Annotated in this window: 18 protein-coding genes; 11 read left to right on the top strand and 7 right to left on the bottom strand. The window is 68.6% G+C overall.

The window, feature by feature from the left end:
- Positions 1 to 20: 20 nt before the first annotated feature.
- The 3 genes from AC1DK4_RS05630 to AC1DK4_RS05640 form a co-directional block, all read right to left on the bottom strand.
- A complete protein-coding gene (locus AC1DK4_RS05630) occupies positions 21 to 1013 on the bottom strand; it encodes a Bug family tripartite tricarboxylate transporter substrate binding protein (RefSeq protein ID WP_441614486.1) in 993 nt (330 codons plus the stop codon).
- Positions 1014 to 1109: 96 nt separating this feature from the next.
- Positions 1110 to 3080: an aconitase family protein gene (locus tag AC1DK4_RS05635; protein ID WP_441614748.1), complete on the bottom strand. Its 1971-nt coding sequence runs from the start codon at positions 3078 to 3080 to the stop codon at positions 1110 to 1112.
- Between the two features lie 152 nt (positions 3081 to 3232).
- On the bottom strand, positions 3233 to 4132 hold the full coding sequence (locus AC1DK4_RS05640) for a LysR family transcriptional regulator (protein WP_441614488.1): 900 nt from the start codon (positions 4130 to 4132) through the stop codon (positions 3233 to 3235).
- 440 nt (positions 4133 to 4572) lie between these two features.
- On the opposite strand from AC1DK4_RS05640, the gene AC1DK4_RS05645 reads away from it, so the two are divergent.
- Positions 4573 to 4797: a hypothetical protein gene (locus AC1DK4_RS05645; RefSeq protein ID WP_441614490.1), complete on the top strand. Its 225-nt coding sequence runs from the start codon at positions 4573 to 4575 to the stop codon at positions 4795 to 4797.
- 206 nt (positions 4798 to 5003) lie between these two features.
- The gene (locus tag AC1DK4_RS05650; RefSeq protein ID WP_441614492.1) at positions 5004 to 6290 is read left to right on the top strand and encodes an acyltransferase family protein; all 1287 of its coding nucleotides are present in this window, start codon (positions 5004 to 5006) and stop codon (positions 6288 to 6290) included.
- A gap of 118 nt (positions 6291 to 6408) precedes the next feature.
- Here AC1DK4_RS05650 and mdeB read toward each other — a convergent pair whose 3' ends face one another.
- Positions 6409 to 9093, bottom strand: a complete 2685-nt coding sequence (mdeB, locus tag AC1DK4_RS05655; protein WP_441614494.1) for an alpha-ketoglutarate dehydrogenase — start codon at positions 9091 to 9093, stop codon at positions 6409 to 6411.
- Positions 9094 to 9495: 402 nt separating this feature from the next.
- Between mdeB and AC1DK4_RS05660 the strand changes: the two genes are divergently transcribed.
- Together AC1DK4_RS05660 and AC1DK4_RS05665 are read left to right on the top strand one after the other, a co-directional pair.
- Positions 9496 to 10497: a 5'-nucleotidase gene (locus AC1DK4_RS05660; RefSeq protein WP_441614496.1), complete on the top strand. Its 1002-nt coding sequence runs from the start codon at positions 9496 to 9498 to the stop codon at positions 10495 to 10497.
- Positions 10494 to 10811, top strand: coding sequence for a YnfA family protein (locus tag AC1DK4_RS05665; protein ID WP_441614498.1), 318 nt, complete (start codon positions 10494 to 10496; stop codon positions 10809 to 10811). The genes AC1DK4_RS05660 and AC1DK4_RS05665 overlap by 4 nt, the downstream gene beginning before the upstream one ends.
- Before the next feature lie 170 nt (positions 10812 to 10981).
- Here AC1DK4_RS05665 and AC1DK4_RS05670 read toward each other — a convergent pair whose 3' ends face one another.
- The gene (locus AC1DK4_RS05670; protein WP_441614500.1) at positions 10982 to 14551 is read right to left on the bottom strand and encodes an indolepyruvate ferredoxin oxidoreductase family protein; all 3570 of its coding nucleotides are present in this window, start codon (positions 14549 to 14551) and stop codon (positions 10982 to 10984) included.
- A gap of 195 nt (positions 14552 to 14746) precedes the next feature.
- Between AC1DK4_RS05670 and AC1DK4_RS05675 the strand changes: the two genes are divergently transcribed.
- The 4 genes from AC1DK4_RS05675 (at position 14747) to AC1DK4_RS05690 (ending at position 19052) form a co-directional block, all read left to right on the top strand.
- Positions 14747 to 15694, top strand: a complete 948-nt coding sequence (locus AC1DK4_RS05675) for a LysR family transcriptional regulator (RefSeq protein ID WP_441614502.1) — start codon at positions 14747 to 14749, stop codon at positions 15692 to 15694.
- A gap of 270 nt (positions 15695 to 15964) precedes the next feature.
- Positions 15965 to 17485, top strand: coding sequence for an aldehyde dehydrogenase (gene adh / locus AC1DK4_RS05680; RefSeq protein ID WP_441614504.1), 1521 nt, complete (start codon positions 15965 to 15967; stop codon positions 17483 to 17485).
- Between the two features lie 122 nt (positions 17486 to 17607).
- Positions 17608 to 18639 (top strand): alcohol dehydrogenase AdhP, encoded by a 1032-nt coding sequence (adhP, locus tag AC1DK4_RS05685; RefSeq protein WP_441614506.1) that lies wholly within the window; start codon positions 17608 to 17610, stop codon positions 18637 to 18639.
- Between the two features lie 20 nt (positions 18640 to 18659).
- Complete coding sequence (locus AC1DK4_RS05690; RefSeq protein WP_441614508.1) at positions 18660 to 19052, top strand: DUF779 domain-containing protein; 393 nt, start codon at positions 18660 to 18662, stop codon at positions 19050 to 19052.
- Positions 19053 to 19160: 108 nt separating this feature from the next.
- Here the strand turns inward: AC1DK4_RS05690 and AC1DK4_RS05695 are convergent, their stop codons facing one another.
- Positions 19161 to 21083, bottom strand: a complete 1923-nt coding sequence (locus tag AC1DK4_RS05695) for a sigma-54-dependent Fis family transcriptional regulator (protein ID WP_441614510.1) — start codon at positions 21081 to 21083, stop codon at positions 19161 to 19163.
- Between the two features lie 227 nt (positions 21084 to 21310).
- On the opposite strand from AC1DK4_RS05695, the gene AC1DK4_RS05700 reads away from it, so the two are divergent.
- The gene (locus AC1DK4_RS05700; protein ID WP_441614512.1) at positions 21311 to 21718 is read left to right on the top strand and encodes a VOC family protein; all 408 of its coding nucleotides are present in this window, start codon (positions 21311 to 21313) and stop codon (positions 21716 to 21718) included.
- Positions 21719 to 21756: 38 nt separating this feature from the next.
- Here the strand turns inward: AC1DK4_RS05700 and AC1DK4_RS05705 are convergent, their stop codons facing one another.
- Positions 21757 to 22011, bottom strand: coding sequence for a hypothetical protein (locus AC1DK4_RS05705; protein ID WP_441614514.1), 255 nt, complete (start codon positions 22009 to 22011; stop codon positions 21757 to 21759).
- A gap of 164 nt (positions 22012 to 22175) precedes the next feature.
- On the opposite strand from AC1DK4_RS05705, the gene AC1DK4_RS05710 reads away from it, so the two are divergent.
- Together AC1DK4_RS05710 and AC1DK4_RS05715 are read left to right on the top strand one after the other, a co-directional pair.
- Entirely contained in the window at positions 22176 to 23144 is a 969-nt protein-coding gene (locus AC1DK4_RS05710) for an alpha/beta hydrolase (protein ID WP_441614516.1), read from the top strand.
- Between the two features lie 9 nt (positions 23145 to 23153).
- On the top strand, positions 23154 to 25211 hold the full coding sequence (locus AC1DK4_RS05715) for a penicillin-binding protein 1A (protein ID WP_441614518.1): 2058 nt from the start codon (positions 23154 to 23156) through the stop codon (positions 25209 to 25211).

Below are 25211 nucleotides of genomic sequence, written 5' to 3' on the forward strand. Positions count from 1 at the left end.
GCGGCCCCCGCCTGCCGCCGTCAGTCCACCGCGATCGATGCGCTCTTGATCAGGGCGCGGCTACGGCCCACTTCGTCGCGGATGGTGCGCGCCGTTTCGTCGGCGCCGGCGCCCCTGACCACGAAGCCCTGCGCGGCAAACAGCTCGCGCGCCTTGGGGGTGGCGAGCGCCTTTGCCATGGACTGCTGCAGGCGTGCGGACACCTCGACGGGCAGGCCGGCCGGGCCGACCAGCGCGATCCAGGCGTCGTACGCATAGTCCTTGACGCCGGCCTCGGCCAGCGTGGGCACCCCCGGCAGGCTTTCCAGCCGCGCCGGCGTGCTCACGGCGAGCGCGCGCAGCTTGCCGGCCTTGATCTGCGGCAGCGCCGACGGGGAGGCCAGGAAGGCGGCGCTGATCTGCCCGCCCAGCACATCGGTCAAGAGCGTATTGACCCCCTTGTAGGGCACATGGAGCATGTCGATGCCGGCCCTGGACTTGAGCAACTCGCCCGCCAGATGAAGCACGCTGCCCTTGCCCGACGAGCCGTAGGTCAACTGGCCCGGCTGCGCCCGCGCCGCCGCGATCAGCGCCTGCGCGGTCTTGTACGGCGAGCCGGCGCCAACCACCAGCACCAGCGGCGTGGTGCCGATCAGCGCCACCGGGCTGATGTCCTTGAGACTGTCGTAGGGCAGGTTGGGATACAGGCCGGGGTTGATGGCATGGTTGGAGGAGACCACGGCCAGCGTGTAGCCGTCGGCGGCGGCCCCCACCAGTTGGCGCGTGCCCGGAATGCCGGCCGCGCCGGCGATGTTCTCCACATAGAACGGTTGCCCGAGATCGTGCCCCATGCCCTCGGCAACCACGCGCGCAACCAGGTCCGCGGTGGAGCCCGGCGAGTTCGGCACGATCAGGCGCACGGTCTTGGCGGGATAAGCGCCGGCGGCATGCGCGGCCGCCACGCCGCAGGCCAGGGCAAGGGCGGCAAGCAGCCGCCCGGCCGCGCGCGTGGCGCGGCTTGGGATATGGAACATGGGTGTCTCCGGTGTCTTGTGGTCCGGCCGGAATCTGCTGCCCGGCTCTGGGGAACCCGGCCCGCGCGGGTGCGGGCCGGTGGCGTGAAACTCAGGCTAGGCCGGCGCTGCCTCCTCGCGGGCGCGCGCCTGCAGTTGCCCGAAGGTGCTGATCTGCCCTGCCAGCGCGCTGGCCGCCACCGTGTAGGGGCTGGCCAGCCAGACCTGCCCCGGGCCCGAACGGCCCGGGAAGTTGCGGTTGATGGCGCTGATGGTGACCTGCTCGCCGCTGGTGGACGCACCGGGGCCGCAATTGGCGCAAGAGCCGCAGCCCGGCATCACCAGCGTGGCGCCGGCGGCGTCAAAGGTCTCCAGGTAGCCGCGCGCCTCGCAATACTCGCGCACGCCCAGCGTGCCGAATTGCAGGTACAGCCGCGTGCGTGGCGATACCTTGAGGCCGTGCTCCAGACCCCAGCGCAGCACCTCGTGGTAATAGTCGAAATCTTCGCGCTTGCCGGCCGTGCAGGAGCCGCCGTAGGCAATATCCACCGGCACGGCCTCGCCCAGCGCCTGCGCCGCCACGCCGTTGCCGGGATCGCCGGGCCGCGCCACCATGGGCGTGATGGCGGCCGCATCGATGCGGATCACGTCGCGGTAGCTGGCGCCGGCATCGCTGCGCATCCAGTCCTCGACGACGAAATCCACGCCGCGCCGCGCCTTGAGGAAGGCCACGGTCTTGTCGTCCGGCGCGACGATGCCGGTGAAGCCGCCCAGTTCCGCCACCATATTGGTGAGCGTGGCACGCTCGTCGACCGAGAGCGCGCGCACGGTGCTGCCGGCGTACTCGAACACCACGCCGATGGCGCCGCCCGAGCGGATCGCGTCCATCTGCAGCAAGTGGAGCACGATGTCCTTGGCGGTCACGCCCGGCGCCAGTTCCCCCTCCACTTCCACGCGCAGGGTCTCCGGCACCTTGCAGCGCACGTAGCCGGTGACCCAGCTGTTCGCCAGGTCGGTGGCGCCGGCGCCGAAGGCCAGGCAGCCGAGCGCGCCCGAATGCGGCGTGTGCGAATCGGTCCCCACCACTACCTGGCCCGGCAGCGCGTACTGCTCGGCCATCAGCGCGTGGCAGATCCCTTCGGAGCCGGGCACGTCGCCGGGCAGCGCGCCGTGCGAGCGCACCGGGTAGTCATGGGCGAAGCTGTCGTGGCCTTGCATCAGGTTGGCCACGCCGGGCAGCAAGCCGTCGCGCACGTGCGGATAGCTCTGCGCCGCCAGCACCAGGTGATCCTTGAACGCAATGATGGTGTCCGGGTCGCGCAGCGCGGCCGGCTTGCCGAAGGCGCGATGCATCAGGTGCGCGCACATGCCGGTGAAATAGTCGTGGGAAAAACGCCAGTCGGCCGCCACGAACACGCCCTGGCCACGGCCGGCGCCCGGGGTGCCGGGCAGCAGGTGACGGTCGATGATCTTCTCCACCAGTGTGCGCGGCGCCGCGCCGGCGGGCGCCGCCGCCGCGGGCATGCTGCCGGGGACCGGCCAGCTCGCCGCGCGGCTGAAGGCCAGCAGGCCGCCGGCGCGGATCACCTGCTGGGTCAGCGCGTCGCGCCCGCTCAGGAAGGCTTCGATGGGAATCGCCTCGCCGGCCAGCACGCGCTCGAGCACGCTGAAATCCGTGGTGGTGAGGATGCCGATGTTGTCGCAGTTCTGCTGGTAGATGCGCTCGAAGCTCTCCGCCACGATCAGGCGGATACCGGCCGACAGCTCTGCCAGCGGGCTGGACTCGCGCGAGGAGCCCTTGCCGTAGCGCTTGCCCGCCACCGTGACCGCAAAGCCACCGTCGCGCACGGCGTTGCGGCCGACCGGCATTTCCCCGCCGGCCTGGAAGCCCACATAGGGGAACTCGCCCAGGCGCTCGTCGTAGGTGAGCATCACTGTCACCGGCGTGATCTCGTCGGTGGAAACATTGTCGCGCAGCGGGCCGGCGTCGGCCAGGCTCACGGCCTTGCCTTCGAGCTGGGCACGCATGCAGGCGGGATCCTGCGACAGGTAAAGCACGCGGCCGCCGAAGCGGATCGTATCGTCCATCATGGGGGCTCCGGATCTGATTGTCGCCGTGGCGAGGTCCTGGTCAGCCCACTATATGGCGCGGCGCACGCGGCGCATAGCATGGAATCGGCACGACAGCCCTCTCGCTTCGAGACGGCTCGCCCGGCGGCGGGCCGCCCGCGCTAACGGCGCTAACGGCGGCAGAGGAAGTCCACCAGCGCCGCGGCGCTGGCCGACAAATGCTCGCGCGAATGGAACACCACCACCAGCTGGCGCGTGGCCCAGCCGTCGACCAGAGGCCGGCACGCCACATCGAGCGTGTTGACGTAAAGCTCGCCCACCTGGCGCGGCACGATAGCGATGCCCAGACCCACATGCACCATGCGGCATAGCGCGTCGAGGCTCGCCACGCGCATCTTGATGCGCAGCGCGCCGTTCAGCCGCGCGGCCTCGCCCAGCAGCAGGCGGCTCAGCGCGCTCTCGTCGCGCAGCGCGACGAAGGTCTCGCCGAGCAGGTCGGCAAAGCGCACCTGCGGCGCCGCTTCCAGCCGGTGCCCGCGCGGCACCAGCACGCACAACTGGTCCTCGCGGTAAGGCAGCGAGACGAACTGCTCCACGCCCTGGATCGCGTTGCAGATGCCGAAATCCGCGCTGCGCTCGCCCACCAGCCGCAGGACCTCGGGACTGTGCTGCTCCTCCAGCGCGATGTCGATGTCGGGGTAGACCCGCCCGAAGGCCGCCAGGTCCTCCGGCAGGAACTGCACGATGGCGCCCAGGTTGCACACCATGCGCACTGCGCCGCGCGCGCCCGAGCTAAAGCGCGACAGCTCCGCGCCGAGCGACTCGATATTGCCGATGATGGCCAGCGCATGGCGCAGCACGGCCTCGCCCACCGGCGTCACCGTGATGCCGCGCGGATGCCGCTGGATGACGGGCAGGCCGATCAGCGCCTCGATTTCCCCGATGCGGCGGCTGACCGCCGATGGCGCGATGAACTCGCGCTCGGCCGCGCGGGCAATGTTCTGTTCCTGGCAGACGGCGACGAACAGCCGCAGCGAGGTGAGGTCGAGTTTTCTGAGCAGGTTGTCCATGGCAGCGATGCTACAACGATCGCCCGGCGCGTAGCCGAAGGCGACTCGCCGAAGCGCTGATTGCAGGCCATGGAAGAGCAGGTCCGGCGAGCCAGCCACCATGAAAAAAGCGACTTGCACCCATAGGTTTTAATCGTTTCTTGAATCGCACACCGGGGCATACACTGCCCTTCGTCGAGCACGCCAGGCACCGGAACCACCGGACGCCGCCGTGCCCGCCAGTGAAGATGAACCATCATGCAGAACCCAGTGACCGCGCGCTCCCTCCTCTGCTTATTGCGCGGCCACTTCTTTCCCGGCTGATGTTTCCCTGGCCGCAGGGAGTGGCCAAAAGCTGCTCCCTGACTTTTTCAGATCGCCCCCTTCGCAATGAAACAAGCGCGCAGCGCCAGCCGCGTCGCACCGGGCGACAACGCAACAACCGCAAACAGGTAACCCTCGTGAAGAATATCGCCCTTATCGGTGCCGGCCTGATGGCACTCTCGTGCTCGCTTTCGGCCTTCGCCGGCCCGGATTTCTCCGTCATCGAAAAGGCCCGCGAAGCCCGGCGCGCCCAGCAGCGCGCGGCTGCCGCCCAGCCGGCAACCAGCCAGCCGCTGGCCGCTGCGACCCCCACGCCGGACTCGGTCACCCCGCGCGGCGTGGTCTACAAGCGCGGCGGCTGAGCGCGGGGGCAAGCCGCTGCGGGAGGCGGGCCAGGGCCATCGCGCTGTGCCGCCGGCGCCGCGAGGGGCTGCATTGCGCAGGCCCACCGAACTGCATCGGCCCCGATATTACCTTTGACGCCCCGGCGTGCCGCGCGTTGAACTTGGCGGATGGTGCCGGGAAGGCCCCTCTACACTCGGGGGAGCACATCCGAATGGGGGCCTGGATGCACATCGAGTATCCCCGTTCGCCGGCATCCGGCGAACCGAACAGTGGCATTGACGCTCCCTGCCCGCAAGCGCTCCTCAAACAACGGCTGGGTGGCGGCCATCTTCGTCCGCTCGATGGAATGCGAGGCGTCGCCGTCCTCCTGGTCTTCTTTCATCACTCCGTGGTCGCGGCAGCCCTGGGCGGTACGGGGACACTCGACCACATCGTGGTGAAGCTGCTGGCGTCCGGATGGGTCGGCGTCGACATCTTCTTTGCGCTATCCGGATTTCTCATCACCGGCATATTGCTCGACGCGAAGGGCACGCAGCGGTACTTCGCCAACTTCTATGCCAAGCGCACCTTGCGGATTTTCCCGCTCTACTATTTCTTCCTGATTCTGTTTTTCCTGGTGTTGCGGCCGTTTCTTGCGGAAATCTATCGGCCGGGCAATGACTATGCCGATCTCCTGCACGCGCAGGCCTGGTTCTGGAGCTATATGCAGAACTGGTACTTCGCAAGGCTCGGGGAAGGCTCGCCCGTCCCTGTCACGCAGCTCTGGTCGCTGGCGATCGAAGAGCAGTTCTACCTGGTCTGGCCGCTGGTCGTGTTTCTGTGCACCGCCCGGCGCGTGGTGGTCGTGTCCCTGGTCCTGTGCGTTGCCTCCCCGGTTCTCCGCTTCCTTCTCATCAGGGACGGATGGGATCAGATGGCGATCTACGTGTCCACGCTCACGCATATCGACCCCCTGCTGTACGGCGCGCTGGTGGCTGCGTATGCGCGGGGTGGATTCGCGCTGCCCACCGGCCGACAGGTCCTGCGCTGGCTCGCGGCGCTGGCCACCATCAGCGCGGCGCTGGTTGTGGTGCTTGACGGCGGCCTGAAGCGCGACGGGCTGGCATTGCAGACGTTCGGGTTCAGCACGCTCGGCGCATGCTCGGCCTTGCTGATTGCCGCCATGCTCCTGCTCCCGGCGGGCTCTCGCCTGAATCTGGTGGCCAGTCATCCCGTGCTTCGGATGTTCGGCAAATACAGCTATTCGCTCTATGTGTTCCACCCGCCGGTCCTGTACGGCCTGGCATGGCTAGTGCGCACACGGTCCGGCCTGCTGCCGCACAACGGCAGCGTGCTTTCAGCCGGCTACCTGGCCTATATGCTGGCTTCGCTGCTGCTTTGCATGCTTGCCAGCCTCACGACCTGGCACTTGTTCGAAGCAAGGCTGCTGCGGCTCAAGCGATATTTCACCGCACAGCCAGGTCACCCTCGCGGAGAGGCTGGCGGCAGCTTGCCCGTGCCCGACCTCTAGCCGATGCCGCAGGCAGGAACCAGCGCATGCGGCCGGCGCCCGCCCGCGTCGTGAGCCCATCGGCGCGCGGCGATCGCACTATGCGACGATCGGGGCGCACCGCCCTGCACGCCCCCGCTCACCGCGCCCAGGGCGGCTCCATCTCCGTGCGAGCCCCGTAGCGCGCCAGCCCCTCGGCATGCAGCGCCGGGGAGATCGCCCGCAGCGCGGCGATCGCGATGTGGTAGCGGTCGATCTCGAAGAAGCGCCGCAGCGCGCTGCGCGTGTCGCTGCGCCCGAAGCCATCCGTGCCGAGCGCGGTAAAGGGCGCACTCACATAAGAGGAAATCAGCTGCGCGTAGGCGCGCACATAGTCGGTCGAGGCAATCACCGGCGTAGCGCCGGGCAGGCATCGCTGCAGGTGGCTTTCGGTCTCGCCGCCGCTGGCGAACAGGCTGCTGCGCTCGCATTCGCGGGCGTCCCGTGCCAGCTCGGAAAAGCTCGTCACGCTCCAGATCTCGGACTTGATGTCCCAGTCGCCGGCGAGCAGTTCGGCGGCGGCGATGACCTCCCGCAGGATCGGCCCGGAGCCAAGCAGCCTGACGGCCGCGGCCGCGTTGTCCGGGCCGCGCGAACCGAAGCGGTACATGCCCTTGATGACGCCGTCGTGCGCGTCTTGCGGCAGCGGCGCCTGCGCGTAGTTCTCGTTGTTGACGGTGAGGTAATAGAACTCGTCGTGCTGGTCTTCCAGCATGCGGCGCGCGCCGTGATCGATGATGAGCGCGGCCTCGCTGGCGAAGGCAGGGTCGTAGGCGCGGCAGTTCGGCACCGTGGAGGCGATCAGCTGGCTGGTGCCATCCTGGTGCTGCAGGCCCTCTCCGGCCAGCGTGGTGCGCCCGGCGGTGGCGCCGATCAGGAAGCCGCGCGCGCGCTGGTCCGCCGCGGCCCAGATCAGATCGCCGACGCGCTGGAAGCCGAACATCGAGTAATAGATATAGAACGGCAGCATGGCCACGCCGTTCACGCTGTAGGAGGTGGCCGCCGCCGTCCACGATGCCAGCGCGCCCGCCTCGGTGATGCCCTCTTCGAGCAGCTGCCCCTGCTGGCTCTCCTTGTAGTACAGCATCGAGCCCGCGTCTTCCGGCTCGTAGAGCTGACCCATCGGCGAGTAGATGCCGATCTGGCGGAACAGGTTGGCCATGCCGAAGGTGCGTGCCTCGTCGGCGACGATGGGCACCACGCGCGGGCCGACTTCCTTGTCCTTGATCAGGTTGGTGAACAGCCGCACCACCGCGGTGGTGGTGGACACCGCGCGCTCGTCCGGCTCCATGGCGAAGCGCCCGTATTGCATCAGGTCCGGCATGCGCAACGCGTGCGCCGTGCGGGCGCGCGCCGGCAGGTAGCCGCCGAGCGCCTGGCGGCGCGCATGCAGGTAAGCCATCTCGGCACTGTCTTCGGCCGGCTTGTAGAAGCGCAGCGCCTCCACCGCGGCATCGTCCAGCGGCAGGTTGAAGCGGTCGCGGAAGGCGCGCAGCGCGTCCACGTCGAGCTTCTTCTGCTGGTGCGCGGTCATGCGCGATTCGCCGGCCTCGCCCATGCCGAAGCCCTTCTTGGTCTTGGCGAGAATGACGGTGGGCGCGCCGCGGTGTTCCTGCGCGGCGCGGAAGGCCGCGTAGAGCTTGCGCAAGTCGTGCCCGCCGCGGCGCAGCGCGTCGATGTCGGCGCTGCTCATGCTGGCGGCCAGGGCCTTGAGCTCGGGATCGCGGTTGAAGAAGTTGGCGAGGTTGTAGTCACCGTCCTTGGCGCCCAGGTTCTGGTATTCGCCATCCACCATCGCGGCGAAGCGGCGCAGCAGCGCGTGGCTGGTATCGCGCGCGAACAGCGCGTCCCACTCCGACCCCCACACCACCTTGACCACGTTCCAGCCGGCGCCGGCGAACAGCGCCTCCAGCTCGTTGATCACCTGGCCATTGCCGCGCACCGGGCCGTCCAGGCGCTGCAGGTTGCAGTTGATGACGAAGGTCAGGTTGTCGAGCTGCTCGCGCGCGGCCAGCGAAAGCGCGGCGAGCGATTCCGGCTCGTCCATCTCGCCGTCGCCGAACACGCCCCACACGCGCCGCCCGGCAGTGTCGGCAATCCCGCGGTGGCCGAGGTAGCGCAGGAAGCGGGCCTGGTAGATCGCGCTGATCGGGCCGATGCCCATCGAGCCGGTCGGAAACTGCCAGAAGTCCGGCATCAGCCAGGGATGCGGATAGGAGGAAAGCCCCCCTTCGCCACCTTCGCCGCCGCCCGTCTCCTGTCGGTAGCTTGCGAGCTGGGCCTCGGACAGCCGCCCTTCGAGGAAGGCGCGCGCATAGACGCCCGGGGCGGAGTGCGGCTGGAAGTAGACCAGGTCGCCCTTGCGCCCGCCATCGTCGGCGCGGAAGAAATGATTGAAGCCCACCTCGAAGATCTCGGCCGCCGACGCGTAGCTCGACAGGTGCCCGCCCAGCTCGCCGTAAGCCTTGTTGGCGCGCACCACCATGGCCAGCGCGTTCCAGCGGATGATCGAGCCCAGGCGTTGTTCCATCGCCAGGTCACCCGGGTAGCGCGGCTGCTCGCCCACGCCGATGGTGTTCTGGTAGGCGGAGTAGGGATGCGCGCGGTGGCCCAGGCCGAGATGGCTGGCGTGCTCGGCCAGCCGCTCCAGCAGGAAGCGCGCGCGCGGCGCGCCCTCGGCGCGGACCACGGCAGCCAGGGCATCGAGCCATTCCCGGGTTTCCTCGTGGTCGGTGTCGTCGCCGTGGGCGGGATCGGTGGCTGCGGCTTGTTGCGGGGCGTGCATGGCTATCTCCGTGGGCATTCGTCGTTTCGTGGCGGGCGACGGCGTCGACGGCGGCGCATCGCCTCAGCGCAGGCTCCCTCCCCCGACAGGGCCCGGAGGAACCTCGCATGCAGGATTTCATTGTAGGGAGAGGGGTGCCGCAGAAGCTGCCGAATTGACGTGCCAGGCCGCGAGATGGCAGTGGAACATGCCGGTAGTTACACGATTTCGCGATGTCCATGCCGCCCTGCCTGGAAATGCCGGAATGACGTGCCGCAGGATAAGAGACGCGCCCGCCCGGGAGGCGGCGCCGGCCGGCGATTGCAGGTTGCGATTCTCCGTCGATTGCCTGGCCATGGCACCGGCATGCAGCGCGGGCGGCTGCCGCACGCGCTGCGTGCGCGCGCCCTTATACTCGCGCACATGGCCTACGATCTCACCGACAAACTCGTCATCGGCATCTCGTCCCGGGCGTTGTTCGACCTCGAGCACGAGAACGGTATCTATCAATCCCAGGGCGTGGCGGCCTACTCCGCCTACCAGCGCCAGCACGAGGACGAAGCCCTGCCGCAGGGCACCGCCTTTCCGCTGGTGCAGGCCCTGCTCGAACTCAACAGCCTGATCCCCGGGCGGCGGCTGGTGGAAGTGGTGGTGATCTCGCGCAACTCGCCCGACACCGGGCTGCGCGCCTTCAACGCCATCGAGACCCACGGGCTGGACATCACCCGCGCGGCCTTCACCGGCGGCGAGCCGATCGCGCGCTACCTGCAGGCCTTCAAGGTCGACCTGTTCCTGTCGCGCGAAGCCGCCGACGTGCAGGCCGCCATCGACGGCGGCGTGGCGGCCGCGCAGCTGTACGACGCACCCTCCGCCTACCGCGCCCCGGCTGGCCAGATCCGCATCGCCTTCGACGGCGACGCCGTGCTGTTCTCGCCCGAGTCCGAGCAGATCTTCAAGCAAAAGGGGTTGGAAGCCTTTATCAAGAACGAAAAGCGCCATCGCCACAAAGCCATGGCCGAAGGCCCGTTCGCCAAGCTGCTGCTGCGCCTGGCCGAGATCCAGGCGCATTTCCAGCCCGGCCAGAGCCCGGTGCGGATCGCCATCGTGACCGCGCGCAACAGCCCCGCCCATACGCGCGTGGTGCACACCCTGCGCGCCTGGAACGTCAGCATCGACGAAGCCTTCTTCCTGGGCGGCCTGCCCAAGGACCAGGTGCTGCAGGCCTTCGGCGCGCATATGTTCTTCGACGACCAGGAGGGCCATGTGGAACTGGCCTCCGCCGTGGTGCCGTCCGGGCGGGTGCCTTATCAGGGTGGGGAGCTTGGCGGCGGCAAGCGCAAGCCGGCGGCGCGCAAGCGGGCGAAGCAAACGCGCGCCTCACCCTCCGCCTCCGCGCCGATGCCGGCGGCGGAACCGGCGGCATGAAGATCTTCGGCCTCTACCTGATCACCGCCTGCGCCGAAATCCTCGGGTGCTACCTGCCGTATCTGTGGCTGCGCCAGCATGCGGGCGCCTGGGTGCTGTTGCCCGGCGCGCTGTCGCTGGCCCTGTTCGCGTGGCTGCTGTCGCTGCATCCGGACGCGTCGGGGCGGGTCTACGCGGCTTATGGCGGGGTCTATATCGCGGTGGCGATCGCCTGGCTGTGGCTGGTGGATGGCGTGCGGCCGAGCCCCTGGGACATTGCCGGGGTCGCGGTGGCGATCGCGGGGATGGCGATTATTGTGTTGCAGCCGCGGTGAGGGGGCTTTCGGTCAGCCGCGTCGCGCAGGAAGCGGGGACGAGGCGTTGAAGGTTTGGCCAGCTTGTCTCCGCGTACCGCGACTGCGACAGCCCGAAAATTGAAGCGGTATGGTGCGACAGGCATGGCGGCGGCGCACCATGCGCCGGCCGCTGTGCCTCCCGCCACCGCTCAGGCCGCCACCCGCGCCCCCGCCTCGCGGTATTGCGCCAGCAGCGTCGCCTGGCGCGCAGCCACCTTTTCCATATTGGCTTCCTTGACGTGGCCGAAGCCGCGGATATCGTCCGGCAGGCTGGCCAGCGCCACGGCCGTATCCAGGCGCCCGGCGTCGAGCGAAGCGCAGAGTTCCTCCGTCATCCCGATATAGTCGGCGACCAGCTTGCGCTCGGCGCGCCGCTCGGCGGTCTTGCCGAACACGTCGAAGGCGGTGCCGCGCAAGCCCTTGGCGCGTGCCAGCAGACGGAACACGCTCAGCATGCCGGGCCCGAAACGGCGCTTGACCAGGTGCCCGTGCGCGTCGCGCTTTGCCAGCAGCGGCGGCGCGAGGTGGAAGCCTAGCTGGTAGTCGCGGCCGGGTTCGCCTTCGAACTGGGTGCGCAGCTTGTCGAGGAAGGCCGGGTCGGCATACAGGCGCGCGACTTCGTATTCATCCTTGTAGGCCATCAGCTTGGCGAGGTTGCGCGCCACCGCTTCGGTGAGCAGCAGGCGGCTGCCGGCGCCGAGCGCCTTCTCCGCGTTGCGCACGCGCTCCACCACCGTGCTGTAGCGGGCCGCATAGGCGGCGTTCTGGTAGGCCGTCAGCATCGCTTCGCGCTGGCGGATCACGCCGTCGAGCGTTTCCGGCATCGCCACCACCTGCGCGCGCGGCGCGGGCTTGAGCTGCGCGCTGAGCGCGGCTTCGCCGTGATGGGCCAGGTAGCGGCCCCAGTCGAAGGCCAGCAGGTTCTTCTCCACCGACACGCCGTTGAGCTCGATGGCGCGCACCAGGCTCTCGCGCTGCAGCGGGATCCAGCCCTTCTGCCAGGCAAAGCCGAGCAGCAGCGGGTTGGAGTAGATCGAGTCGGCCAGCAAGGTCACGGCCCAGGCGTTGGCATCGATAAAGGCGCAGGCATCGCCCACGCTCGCGCGCAGGTCCTGCTCGGCCGAGGCGCCGGGGAACTTCCACTTCGGGTTGTGGATGAATTCGGCGGTGGGCGTGCTGGCGCTGTTGATGGCGGCGGCCGTCACGCCCGCCCGGGTCTTGGACAGGACTTCGGGCGAGGCCGAGACGATGGCATCGCAGCCGATCACCAGGCGCGCCTCGCCCATGGCAATGCGGGTGGCATGCAGCGCGGACGGGGTCGGCGCGATCTGCACGTGGCTGATCACGGCGCCGCCCTTCTGCGCCAGGCCGGCCATGTCGAGCACGGTCACGCCCTTCTTTTCGAGGTGGGCCGCCATGCCGAGCAGGCCGCCGATGGTGACCACGCCGGTGCCGCCCACGCCGGTCACCAGCACGCCGTAGGCGCGCTCGAGCGCCGGCAGCGCCGGCAGCGGCAACGCCGAGAAATCGGCACCGGCCCCCTTGCCGCCCGCGGCGGCCGGCTTCTTCACCTGCGCGCCTTCGGCGGTGACGAAGCTCGGGCAGAAGCCGTTGACGCAGGAGAAGTCCTTGTTGCAGGAGGACTGGTTGATCTTGCGCTTGGTGCCGAGCGGCGTTTCCAGCGGCTCCACCGACAGGCAGTTCGACTTGACCGAGCAATCGCCGCAGCCTTCGCAGACCGCATCGTTGATAAAGGCGCGCTTGGCCGGATCCGGATAGGTGCCGCGCTTGCGGCGGCGGCGCTTTTCGGTAGCGCAGGTCTGGTCGTAGATCAGCACGGTGACGCCGGCGGTATCGCGCAGCTGGCGCTGGATTTCGTCGAGCGCGTCGCGGTGGTGCACGCTTACGCCGCCGGGCAGCATGCCGCCGTCGCCGTATTTCTCCGGCTCGTCGGTCACCACCACGATCTTGCTGGCGCCTTCGGCCTGCACCTGGTGGGCGATCTGCGGCACCGTGAGCACGCCGTCGACGGGCTGGCCGCCGGTCATGGCCACGGCGTCGTTGAACAGGATCTTGTAGGTGATGTTGGCCTTGGCCGCGATCGATGCGCGCACGGCCAGCAGCCCGGAGTGGAAGTAGGTGCCGTCGCCGAGGTTGACGAACACATGCTTCTCACCGGTGAAGTGCATCTGGCCGGTCCACGCCACGCCTTCGCCGCCCATCTGGCTGAAGGTGTCGGTATTGCGGTCCATCCACAGCGTCATGTAGTGGCAGCCGATGCCGGCCATGGCGCGCGAGCCTTCGGGCACGCGGGTGGAAGTGTTATGCGGGCAGCCCGAGCAGAACCAGGGCTTGCGCTCCACCGCGATGCGCGGGCGCGCGGCCTCGCGCTCCTTGGCTTCGATCAGCGCCAGGCGCGCGGCGATGCGCTCGCGCACGTCGGACGGCAGGTCGCTCTTTTCCAGGCGGGTGGCGATGGCCTTGGCGATCAGCGCCGGCGACAGTTCATAGTGCGCCGGCAGCAGCCAGTTGCCGCGCGGCACCGACCATTCGCCACCGTGGTTGCCGCGCTCGTCGAACTTGCCGTAGACCTTGGGGCGCACGTCGTCGCGCCAGTTGTAGAGTTCTTCCTTGAGCGCGTACTCGAGGATCTGGCGCTTTTCTTCCACCACCAGGATTTCTTCCAGCCCGGTGGCGAACTCGCGCGCGTCATGCGCGTCGAGCGGCCACACGCAGCCCACCTTGAACACGCGGATGCCGATGCGGCGGCAGGTGTCGTCGTCCAGGCCCAGGTCGGCAAGCGCCTGGCGCACGTCGAGGTAGGCCTTGCCGGCGGTCATGATGCCGAAGCGCGCATTGGGAGAATCCAGCACCACGCGGTTAAGCTTGTTGGCGCGCACATAGGCCAGTGCCGCGTACCACTTGTGGTCCAGCAGACGGGCTTCCTGCACCAGGGGCGCATCCGGCCAGCGGATATTGAGACCACCCTCGGGCATGGCGAAATCTTCCGGCAGCCTGATCTGCACGCGCTCGGGATCGATCTCCACCGAGGCGTTGGACTCCACCACGTCGGTCACGCATTTCATCGACACCCACAGGCCGGAGTAGCGGCTCATGGCCCAGCCGTGCAGCCCGTAGTCGAGGTATTCCTGCACGTCGGACGGATACAGCACCGGAATGCCGGCAGCCATCAGCACATGCTCGGACTGGTGCGCCACGGTGGAGGACTTGGCCGCGTGGTCGTCGCCGGCCAGCAGCAGCACGCCGCCGTGCGTGGCCGAGCCAGCCGAGTTGGCGTGCTTGAGCACGTCGATCGAGCGGTCCACGCCCGGGCCCTTGCCGTACCACATCGAGAACACGCCGTCGCGGGTGGCGCCGGGGAACAGGTTGACCTGCTGCGAGCCCCATACGGCGGTGGCGGCCAGGTCCTCGTTGACGCCGGGCTGGAACACCACGTCGCTGGCGGCCAGGTGCTTCTTGGCCTTCCACAGCGCCTGGTCCACGCCACCCAGCGGCGAGCCGCGGTAGCCGGAGATAAAGCCCGCGGTGTTGAGGCCGGCGGCGCGGTCGCGCGCCTTCTGCAGCATCGGCAAGCGCACCAGCGCCTGGGTGCCGCTCAGGTAAACCCTGCCTTTCTCGAGGGTGTATTTGTCGTCCAGCGAAACGCTATCGAGGGACGCCAGCGCGGCTTGCAGGTCGGGGGATAGGGGTGCATTCATCGATGCTGTCTCCGTGTGCTCTCAGGGGCTGCGCTGAGTGTAGGAAGGCCGCTCGATATCGTAAAATCATGAATTCAGAGAGCAGGTATCTGAAAATCGGATAGCGAGCGTTAACCCGTAGCGCCGGAGACGCAAAGCCGAAGCGCCACTTTCACCACCAGCGGCGCCACCAGCCGTGCAGGAAAAGGAGATGCCATGCCGAAGGACCGCACCGGGGGACAGGACAGCGCGCCGCGCCTGGCCAAGGAAATCACGCTGCGGCAGTTCCGCTACTTCGCGGCGGCGGCCGAAACCGGCCAGTTCTCGATGGCGGCTACCGCCGAGCATGTGTCGCAGTCGGCCATCACCAATGCCGTGCTGATGCTCGAACAGCAGCTCGGCGTGCGCCTGTTCGACCGCCTGCCCCACGGGGTGACGCTGACGCCTGAGGGCCACCGCCTGCACCAGCGCGCCCGCGAGATACTGGACGCCGTGCAGGACACCCTGCGCGAGCCGCGCTTCCAGGCGCACAATCTCAGCGGCACGGTGCGGCTGGCAGCGTCGTACACCGTGCTCGGCTACCTGCTGCCGGGCCTGCTGGCGCGCTTTCGCACCAACTACCCGGATATCGATTTCGACCTGCACGACATGGACCGCCCCGGCATCGAGCAGGGCGTGCTGTCCGGCGACATCGAGCTTGGCATCTGCCTGCTGTCCAACATCGAGAAACTGCAGCGCTTTGCCCATCACACGCTGATCCGCTCGCGGCGCCAGCTGTGGGCTTCGCCGTCGCACCCCTTGCTGGCCCTGCCCAGGCTGACGCTCAAGGATATCGCGGCGCACCCCTATATCCTGATCACCGTGGACGAGAGCGAGCGCGCCACGCTGCGCTACTGGCGCAGCAAGCGGCTGGCGCCGTCGATCGCCTTCCGCACCAGCTCGATGGAAGCGCTGCGCGGGCTGGTGGCGCACGGCTTCGGCGTGACGGTGCTGTCCGACATGGTGTACCGGCCCTGGTCGCTCGAAGGCCGCCAGATCGAGGCCCGGCCGATTGCCGACGGTGTGCCGGACATGGAGGTCGGGCTGCTGTGGCAGCCGGGACGCAAGCTGGATGCGCCGGCCGACGCGCTGCGCGAATTCCTGATCCACGCCAGCGGAAGCTAGCAAGGCCGGCCTGCGCGCAGCGTGTCACCCTGCCACACGCTGTCACACACTGTTCCAGATTGGCACACCTGCGCCGCGCATGACACATCGGCTGCGGCTGGCATAGCCGGCCGCCGGCCAGTCTTTGCCTGCCTTTCGCCGCCGCCGTGCGCCGCCGCTCGCCGGGCATGCCTCTTGCGGATAAGGGGCCGTGCGCGCGGCATCGCCGCACGGTGCGCTGTCCTTTCGACATCGCACGGAACCAAGCGAAATCAAATAACGGAGCGAGACATGGACATGGCGGAAATCGCCCAGCTGGGCGTTGCGAATCCCTACAAGGACCAGTACGAGAACTATATCGGCGGCGCCTGGGTGGCCCCGGTCGACGGCCAGTATTTCGAGGCGATCACGCCCGTCACCGGCAAGCCGTTCACGCGCGTGCCGCGCTCCAACCAGAAGGACATCGACGCCGCGCTCGACGCCGCCCACCGCGCCAAGACGGCCTGGGGCCGCACCTCCACCACCGAGCGCGCCAATATCCTCAACCGCATCGCCGACCGCATCGAGGCCAACCTCGTCACGCTGGCGGTGGCCGAGACCATCGACAACGGCAAGCCGATCCGCGAGACCACCGCGGCCGACCTGCCGCTGGCGGTGGATCACTTCCGCTACTTCGCCGGCTGCATCCGCGCGCAGGAAGGCGGCATCTCCGAGATCGACCACGACACCGTGGCCTATCACTTCCACGAGCCGCTGGGCGTGGTCGGCCAGATCATTCCGTGGAACTTCCCGCTGCTGATGGCGACCTGGAAGCTGGCGCCGGCGCTGGCCGCCGGCAACTGCGTGGTGCTCAAGCCGGCCGAGCAGACCCCGGCCTCGATCCTGGTGCTGATGGAGCTGATCGGCGACCTGCTGCCGCCGGGCGTGCTCAACGTGGTCAACGGCTTCGGCCTGGAGGCAGGCAAGCCGCTGGCGTCCAGCCCGCGCATCAACAAGATCGCCTTCACCGGCGAGACCACCACCGGGCGGCTGATCATGCAGTACGCCTCGCAGAACATCATCCCGGTGACGCTGGAGCTGGGCGGCAAGTCGCCCAATATCTTCTTCGAAGACGTGATGGCCGCAGACGACGCCTTCTTCGACAAGGCGCTGGAAGGCTTTGCCATGTTCGCGCTGAACCAGGGCGAGGTCTGCACCTGCCCGTCGCGCGCGCTGATCCAGGAATCCATCTACGAACGCTTCATGGAACGCGCGCTCAAGCGCGTGGCGGCAATCAAGCAGGGCCACCCGCTCGACAAGACCACCATGATCGGCGCGCAGGCGTCGCAGGAGCAACTGGAAAAGATCCTCTCCTACCTCGACCTGGGCAAGCGGGAAGGCGCGCAATGCCTGATCGGCGGCGAGCGCAATGCGCTGGGCGGCGACCTGTCCACCGGCTACTACGTCAAGCCCACGGTCTTCGCCGGCCACAACAAGATGCGCATCTTCCAGGAGGAAATCTTCGGCCCGGTGGTGTCGGTGACCACCTTCAAGGACGAGGACGAGGCGCTGGAGATCGCTAACGATACGCTCTACGGCCTCGGCGCCGGCGTATGGAGCCGCGACGGCGCGCGTGCCTTCCGCATGGGCCGCGGCATCCAGGCCGGGCGTGTGTGGACCAACTGCTACCACGCGTATCCGGCGCACGCGGCCTTCGGCGGCTACAAGCAATCCGGCATCGGGCGGGAGAACCACCGCATGATGCTGGACCACTACCAGCAGACCAAGAACCTCCTGGTGAGCTACAGCCCGAACGCTCTCGGTTTCTTTTGATCCAGCGCAAACATGGGCGAGCGCGCCGCTGGTGCACCGCGGCGCGCACGCGCATGATCGGACTGACGCCCGGCCGCGCGCGGCGGGCGTAACTGTCAACGGAATCAGCATCAGGAGTCGACATGACAGCAATGATGAAAGCCGCCGTGGTACGCGAATTCGGCGCCCCGCTCACGATCGATGAGGTCCCCGTGCCGGAGCCCGGCCGCGGGCAGATCCAGGTCAAGATCGAAGCCTCCGGGGTCTGCCACACCGACCTGCACGCCGCCGAGGGCGACTGGCCCGTCAAACCCACCTTGCCCTTCATCCCGGGGCACGAAGGCGTGGGCTATGTCTCCGCCGTGGGCGCCGGCGTGACGCGCGTGAAGGAAGGCGACCGCGTCGGCGTGCCCTGGCTCTACAGCGCCTGCGGCTATTGCGAGCATTGCCTGCAGGGCTGGGAGACGCTGTGCGAGAAGCAGCAGAACACCGGCTACTCCGTCAACGGCGGCTACGGCGAATACGTGGTGGCCGATCCCAACTACGTGGGCCTGCTGCCCGACAGCGTGGGCTTCGTCGAGATCGCGCCGATCCTGTGCGCGGGCGTGACGGTCTACAAGGGCCTCAAGGTCACCGACACGCGCCCGGGACAGTGGGTGGTGATCTCCGGCATCGGCGGCCTTGGCCACGTCGCCGTGCAGTATGCGCGCGCCATGGGCATGCGCGTGGCGGCGGTGGATATCGACGACAAGAAGCTCGAACTGGCCCGCAAACTCGGCGCCGAGGTCACCGTCAACGCGCGCACCACCGATCCGGTGGCCTACCTGCAGAAGGAAATCGGCGGCGCGCACGGCGCACTGGTGACGGCGGTCTCGCCCAAGGCGTTCGGCCAGGCCATCGGCATGGTGCGGCGCGGCGGCACCATCGCGCTCAACGGCTTGCCGCCGGGCGACTTCCCCACGCCGATCTTCGACGTGGTGCTCAGGGGCATCACCATCCGCGGCTCCATCGTCGGCACCCGCAGCGACCTGCAGGAATCGCTGGACTTCGCCGCGCACGGCGCGGTCAAGGCCACGGTTTCCACCGCGCCGCTGGAGCAGATCAACGATATCTTCGCGCGCATGCGCTCCGGCGACATCGAAGGCCGGGTGGTGATGGACTTTTCCGCAGCCTGACCAGGCAAGGAGCGCCCCCGATGTCCGACACCACCATTCCTGCCGGCGCCGTGCAACGCGTGATCGCCACGCCTGCCGCGCAGGCGCTGATCGAGCGCCTGCGCGGGCAGCATGGCGAGCTGATGTTCCACCAGTCCGGCGGCTGCTGCGACGGCAGCGCGCCGATGTGCTATCCGGCCGGCGAGCTGATCATCGGCGATGCCGATGTCTGCCTGGGCGAGATCGGCGGCATGCCCTTCTACATGACCCGCGCGCAATTCGAGTACTGGCAGCACACGCGACTGGTGATCGACGTGGTGCCCGGCACGGGCGGCATGTTCTCGCTGGAGGGGCCGACCGGCTTGCGCTTCCTGACGCGCTCGGAGCTGTTCAGCGACGAGGAGGCGGCGCGACTGGAGAAAGCCGCTCGCTGACTGCGCACACGCAAGGACAGAAGGCTGCTTCGTTGCGCCCGCATGGCGCGGCAAGGCAGCCTCTTTTTCATTGGCGCCCGCGCCAGGAAGCGCGTCGGCCTCCGGCCTTCAGTCGCGCTTCTTCAATCGCCTGTAGATGGTATTCCTGGAAACGCCCAGTTCCCGCGCAGCCAGGCTGACATTGCCCGCATGCCGCGCCAGCGCCTGGCGGATCAGGCCCGCCTCGACATCCCGCAAGGGCTCGGGTGAATCGCACGCCGCCGCGGACGCGGCGCATGGCGCGGCTTCACGGGCAGGGCCGGGCGCAGCCAGTTCGTCGAAGAAATCCTCCGGCAGGTGCGCCACCCCGATCACGTCCTCGCCTTCGGCCATGATCGCCGCGGTGCGCAGCACATTGACCATCTGGCGCAGGTTGCCGGGCCAGGCATGCCGCTGGAAGCGTTCCAGCACTTCGGCAGACACGCGCAGCGCATGCGGGCCGCCGCCCTGCTCCGGCGGCGCGAGCTGCTGCGCCAGGATGCGCTCCACCAGCGCCGGCAGGTCGGTACGCTCGCGCAGGGCGGGCAGCGTGACGGCGAGTGCGTTGATGCGGTAGTACAGGTCTTCGCGGAAGGTGCCGGCGGCGATCATCGCGCGCAGGTCGCGGTGGGTGGCGCAGATGATGCGCAGGTCCACGGGAATCGCGCGCGTGGCGCCGAGCGGCGTCACGGCACGCTCCTGCAGCACGCGCATCAGGCGCACCTGCTGCGCCAGCGGCATGTCGCCGATCTCGTCGAGGAACAGGGTGCCGCCATGCGCCTGGACCAGCTTGCCGGGACTGCCGCGCCGCCGCGCGCCGGTGAAAGCGCCGTCTTCGTAGCCGAACAGTTCGGCCTCGATCAGCGACTCGGGGATCGAGGCGCAATTGACCGCTACGAAGGGTGCGTCGCCGCGCGCAGAGGCACAATGGATGGCGCGCGCCAGCCACTCCTTGCCGGTGCCGGTACGGCCGAGCACCAGGATCGGGATATCGCGCCCGCGCACCTTGTCCACCCGCTGCAGCACGGCTGCCATGCGGGCGTCGCCGGTGTCGAGGGCGGCCAGCGCGGAGGCCTGGCTGCACGGCGCGGCGGGCGCCGCGGCGGCAGCGGCACGGCGTGCGGGCATGAGCCGCGTCGTGCGCGCGAACACATGAACGCGACTCGGCAGCGTGAGCGTGAGCAACTGGTCGCTGGCCTCGCCGCCCTGCCTCAGCGCGGCGCCCAGCGGCATGCCGAACAGGTCGGCGAAACCCTGGCGGTCCAGCGTGTCGGGCGAAAGCCCCAGCTGGAACAGGCCGCTGCGGTTGGCGGCGAGAAAGGTACCGTCGGGCGCAAACGCGGCCATGCCTTCGAACAGCGTGCCGACGAATTCCGGGCGCGCATGAAAGCGCACCAGCACGCCATCGCTGAAATGCGTGGCGAACAGGTGGTTCTCGATCATCTGCGCCGACATGCGCACCAGCGCCAGGGTGTGCTTGTGAAAGCCGCGGTGATCGCCGCTGACATCGAGCGCGCCGAGGACCTGGCCGAACGGACCGGCGATCGGGGCGCACGAGCAGGTCAGCAGACGGTTGGCACGCAGGAAGTGCTCATCGGCATGGACCACCGTGGCGCGCGCCTCGGCCAGCGTGGTGCCGATCGCGTTGGTGCCCTTGCTGGACTCCGCCCACGACACGCCCGGCGCCAGCGCCACGCGCCGGGCCTGGTCGGCGAAATCGCCGTCGCCCAGGCTGTGCAGGATCACGCCGCCACTGTCGGTAAGCAGCACCATGCTTTCGGTGCCGGCGATCTGCGCGTGCAGGGTTTCCATCACCGGCAGCGCATGCCGGTAAAGCGCCTGGCTGGCGTCGACCAGTTCGTGCAGCGCGTGCTTTGGCAAGGGGTGGAAATCGGCCCCGTGGGCGACTTCGAGCCCGAAGGCGGCGGAACGCGCGTGCGCGCGGGCGATCAGGGAGCCGCGCTCCGGGTCGTCGGGCGACGCCGCGGCGTGGCGGGCAAGCGGGCTGCTCATGACGGCTGGTCTCCTGTTATGGATCCCGGTCGGTCCGGGTCAGGCCGTCTCTATGCGCGGATGTCGGGGCGGCATGGCGACCTTGCCGCGAAACCTTATCACAAGCAGGGCGCGCGGCGCGCGGGCATACGTCCGAAGTCGGGTGTAAAGTACATGCATTCCCGGCCCACCCCTTCCTTCATACCAGCGTCACCCCCTCCGGCATTTCCATTTCCGAAAGGTGCAAGATGAGCATCGTGATTGACCGCTTCGACCATATCGTCCTCAATGTGAAGGACGTCGAGACCAGCGCCGCGTGGTACGAAAGCGTGCTGGGCATGACGCGAGAGGATTTCGATTCGCGCACCGGCAAGCGGGTCTCGGTGCGCTTCGGGCAGCAGAAAATCAACCTGCGCCCGATCGGCACCGACACCGTGGCGTGGTTCACCGGCGTGCATCCCACCCCAGGCAGCGACGACCTCTGCTTCATCACGCGCAATTCGCTGGAGAGCGTGATCGCGCACTGGCTGGCGCACCGCGTGCCGATCGAGGCGGGGCCGGCTGCCCGCACCGGCGCGCTTGGCCCGATGACCTCGGTCTATTGCCGGGACCCGGATGGCAACCTGATCGAGGTGGCCGCCTACCCTGCGAACTGAGCGGCGCACCGAGCGGCGAACCGAGCGGCGGACGGCTTCTAGCGCTTGCCGTCGAGCAAATCGTTCAGCAGTTCGTCGAACGCCGCCTGGGCGTCTTCGAGTGCCTGCAGCGCCGCGTCGAAGGTCGTCAGCGCCATCTTGGACGGATTGCCCGAGCCCTGCGGCGCAAACTGCCCTTGCAGCGAGGTGAAGGCCACCTGCACCTGGCGGCTGGCGCTGACCACGCGCTCCATTGCCTGCGCTTCTTCCGCGCGTCTCTGGCCGGCCAGGGCCGGATCGTTTTGCTCGCTCATGTTGCTTTGGCTCCGTGCGCGGCCGCACGGGCCGCCGTTGATGTGGAGCGTATCGTACAAGAACTTGTAGCCGCCTGGCCCGGTCGAATGCCGTGGCCGCGGGAAATGCCCCCGGGGCTCCCCCGCTGCGCGCAGGCCGCGCCGGACATTTTTGCGAATCAAGCATGCCGTCATCCCTTTCCCGCAAGACGCTCGCCGTTGCCCTGTTCACGGCCGGCAGCTTTACCTGCTACTGGACCTATCTCACGCTGAACCAGGACAGACTGCTGTTCGACGCCCGCCGCCGCCCGCCGCGCGACCTGCCCGACGGGATCACCACCTATGCGCACGAGGTGCCCGGCGGCCTGCTGCACGGCTATGTCTATGGCGCCCCGGCGGCGCCCGACGGCTCGCCGGCGCTGCCCGAGGACGATGCCCCGCCGGTGCGTGACCTGCTCTTTTACCTGCCCGGGCGCGGGGAGGACGTGCTGCTCACCATGCAATACCTGGAATGGTTGCCACCGGGGGTAGGCTTTGCCACCATGGACTACCGGGGTGTGGGCGACTCGGACGGCACCCCGTCGGAAGCTTCCGCGGTGGCGGATGCGAGCCAGTTCCTGCTGCACGTGCGCCGCGTGTTCCCGGGCACGCGCGTGCACGTGGTCGGGCGCAGCCTCGGAACCGGCATCGCCATCCAGCTGGCGGACCTGCAGGACTTCGAAAGCCTGCAACTGATCACGCCCTACGATTCGCTGCTGGAAATCGTGCGCAAGCGCTTCCCGCTGGTGCCGCTGCGGCAACTGATGCGCCATCACTTCGATTCGATCTCGCACTGCAAGAAGGTGGTGCAGAGCACCAAGGTGCTGCTGGCGGAGACCGACGAGGTGGTACCGCATGAATGCTCGGAGCGCCTGATCGCAGCGTGGCCCATGCCGGTCGCGCAGGAAACCGTGCCGGGCACCGACCATTTCACCATCATCGAGCGACGCGAGACCTGGCGCGCGCTGGCCGGATTCGCGCAGCAGGTGGGCTCGCCGGAGATGCGTCCGGTGGCATCGCCACCCCCGGCGCAAGCAGCCGGCATGGGCGCGGCGGCCCCCGCCGACGAGCTTGTGCATCGCCTGTCGGCGGTGGCGGCCCTGGCCCCAAGGTAGAATGCGCGCATGAAACGAGTCGTAGCAAAGGCAGCCAGCGCCACTTTGGCGCTGGCTGCAGCCTCCATCCTGCTTGTCGGGTTCGCCGCTGTCGTGAGCCTGCGCCAACTCCCCGCCGTCGACGCCCTGCGCGATTACCGCCCGGACCTGCCGCTGCGCATCTTCACCGCCGACAACGTCCTGATCGGCGAATTCGGCAACGAGCACCGGGAATTCGTCCCGCTCGAACGCATGCCGCGCCAGATGTCCAATGCCCTGCTCGCGGCCGAGGACGACCAGTTCTACGAGCACGCCGGCGTGGACATCCCCGGCATCTTCCGTGCCGCCCTGGCCAATATCGGCGAGGGCTATGCGCAGGGCGCCTCCACCATCACCATGCAGGTGGCGCGCAATTTCTACCTGTCGCGCGAGAAGACGCTCTCGCGCAAGTGGTATGAAATCCTGCTGGCCTGGAAGATCGACCACTCGCTGTCGAAGGACCGCATCCTCGAGCTGTACATGAACCAGGTCTACCTGGGCGAGCACGCGTACGGCTTCGGCAGCGCCGCGCAGGCGTACTTCGGCAAGCCGCTGGATGCGCTCTCGCTGGCCGAATCGGCCATGCTGGCCGGCCTGCCCAAGGCGCCCTCGACCATGAATCCGGTGGTGAACTTCCAGCGCGCGAAGCTGCGCCAGCAATACGTGCTGGGACGCATGCAGGCGCTGGGCATGATCACGCACGAGCAATACCAGGCGGCCCGCAAGGAGACGCTGCAGGTGGCAGGCGGGCGCAACGGCCACTTCGACGGCCACGCCGAGTATGTCGCCGAGCTGGCGCGCCAGCTGGCCTACGAGCGCTTCGGCGAAGATGCCTACACGCGCGGGCTGAACGTCTACACCACGGTATCCTCGGTGCGGCAGAGCCTGGCCTACGAGGCCGTGCATGCCGGCCTCGACCAGTACGGCCGGCGCCATGGCGCCGCGCCGGGGCCGCAGGCCGCGCTGGTGTCGCTGGACAGCAAGAGCGGCGCCATCGAAGCCATGATCGGCGGCGCCGACTTCGGCACCAGCCGCTTCAACCATGCCACCCAGGCCGAGCGGCAACCCGGCTCGACCTTCAAGCCGTTCATCTATTCCGCCGCGCTCGAACGCGGCCTGTCCTCCAACACGATGATCAACGACGCGCCGCTCGATGCCTCGTCGCGCTGGCAGCCGGGCAACGACGACGGCCGCTTCCTGGGCGCCGTGAGCGTGCGCCAGGCGCTGGCCGAGTCGCGCAACCTGCCTGCCATCCGTACGCTGCAGGCCATCGGCATTCCCTATGCGGTGGACTACGCGGGCAAGTTCGGCTTCGCCGAGCAACGCCTGCCGCACTACCTGCCGATGGCGCTGGGCACCGGCACCACCACCCCGCTGCGGCTGGCCGCCGCATATGGCGTGTTCGCCAGCGAAGGCTACCGCACCGAGCCCTACCTGATCGAGCGCATCGCCGACGCCGAGGGCAACGTCCTGTTCACCGCGGCCAGCGAGCCGCAGCCGCGCCGCGTGATTCCGGAGCGCAATGCCTACGTCATGAACAACCTGCTGCGCAGCGTGGTGACCAGCGGCACCGGGGCCGGGCTGCAGCACTACCTGCGGCGCGCGGACGTGGCCGGCAAGACCGGCACCACCAACGACTCGGTGGACGGCTGGTTCGCCGGCTACGCATCGGGCATCGTCACCGTGGCCTGGATGGGCTTCGACGACAACCGCACGCTGGGCCGCCACGAATTCGGCGCGACCACGGCACTGCCGATCTGGGCCGCGTACATGGAGGGCCGCCTCGCGGGCCAGCCCGAGGAGGAATTCGCCGCGCCCGCGAACCTCGTGCGCAGCGGCGACGACTGGATCTATCCGGAATACGCCGACGGCGGCCACGGTATCGCCTCGCTGGGTTTCCCGGCGCCGGCGCCCGAGCAGGAGCCTGCCGCCAGCCCGGCACAGGATGGCCCGGCTGGCCCCGCGGCGCCGTCCGACCCGCTGCGCACTGCCGCGCCCGTGGCACCGCCATCGGCCATCGTGCCCCGCGCGCCACAGTCGAGCACCTGA

It is taken from the genome of Cupriavidus sp. 05N38 (assembly GCF_056397345.1).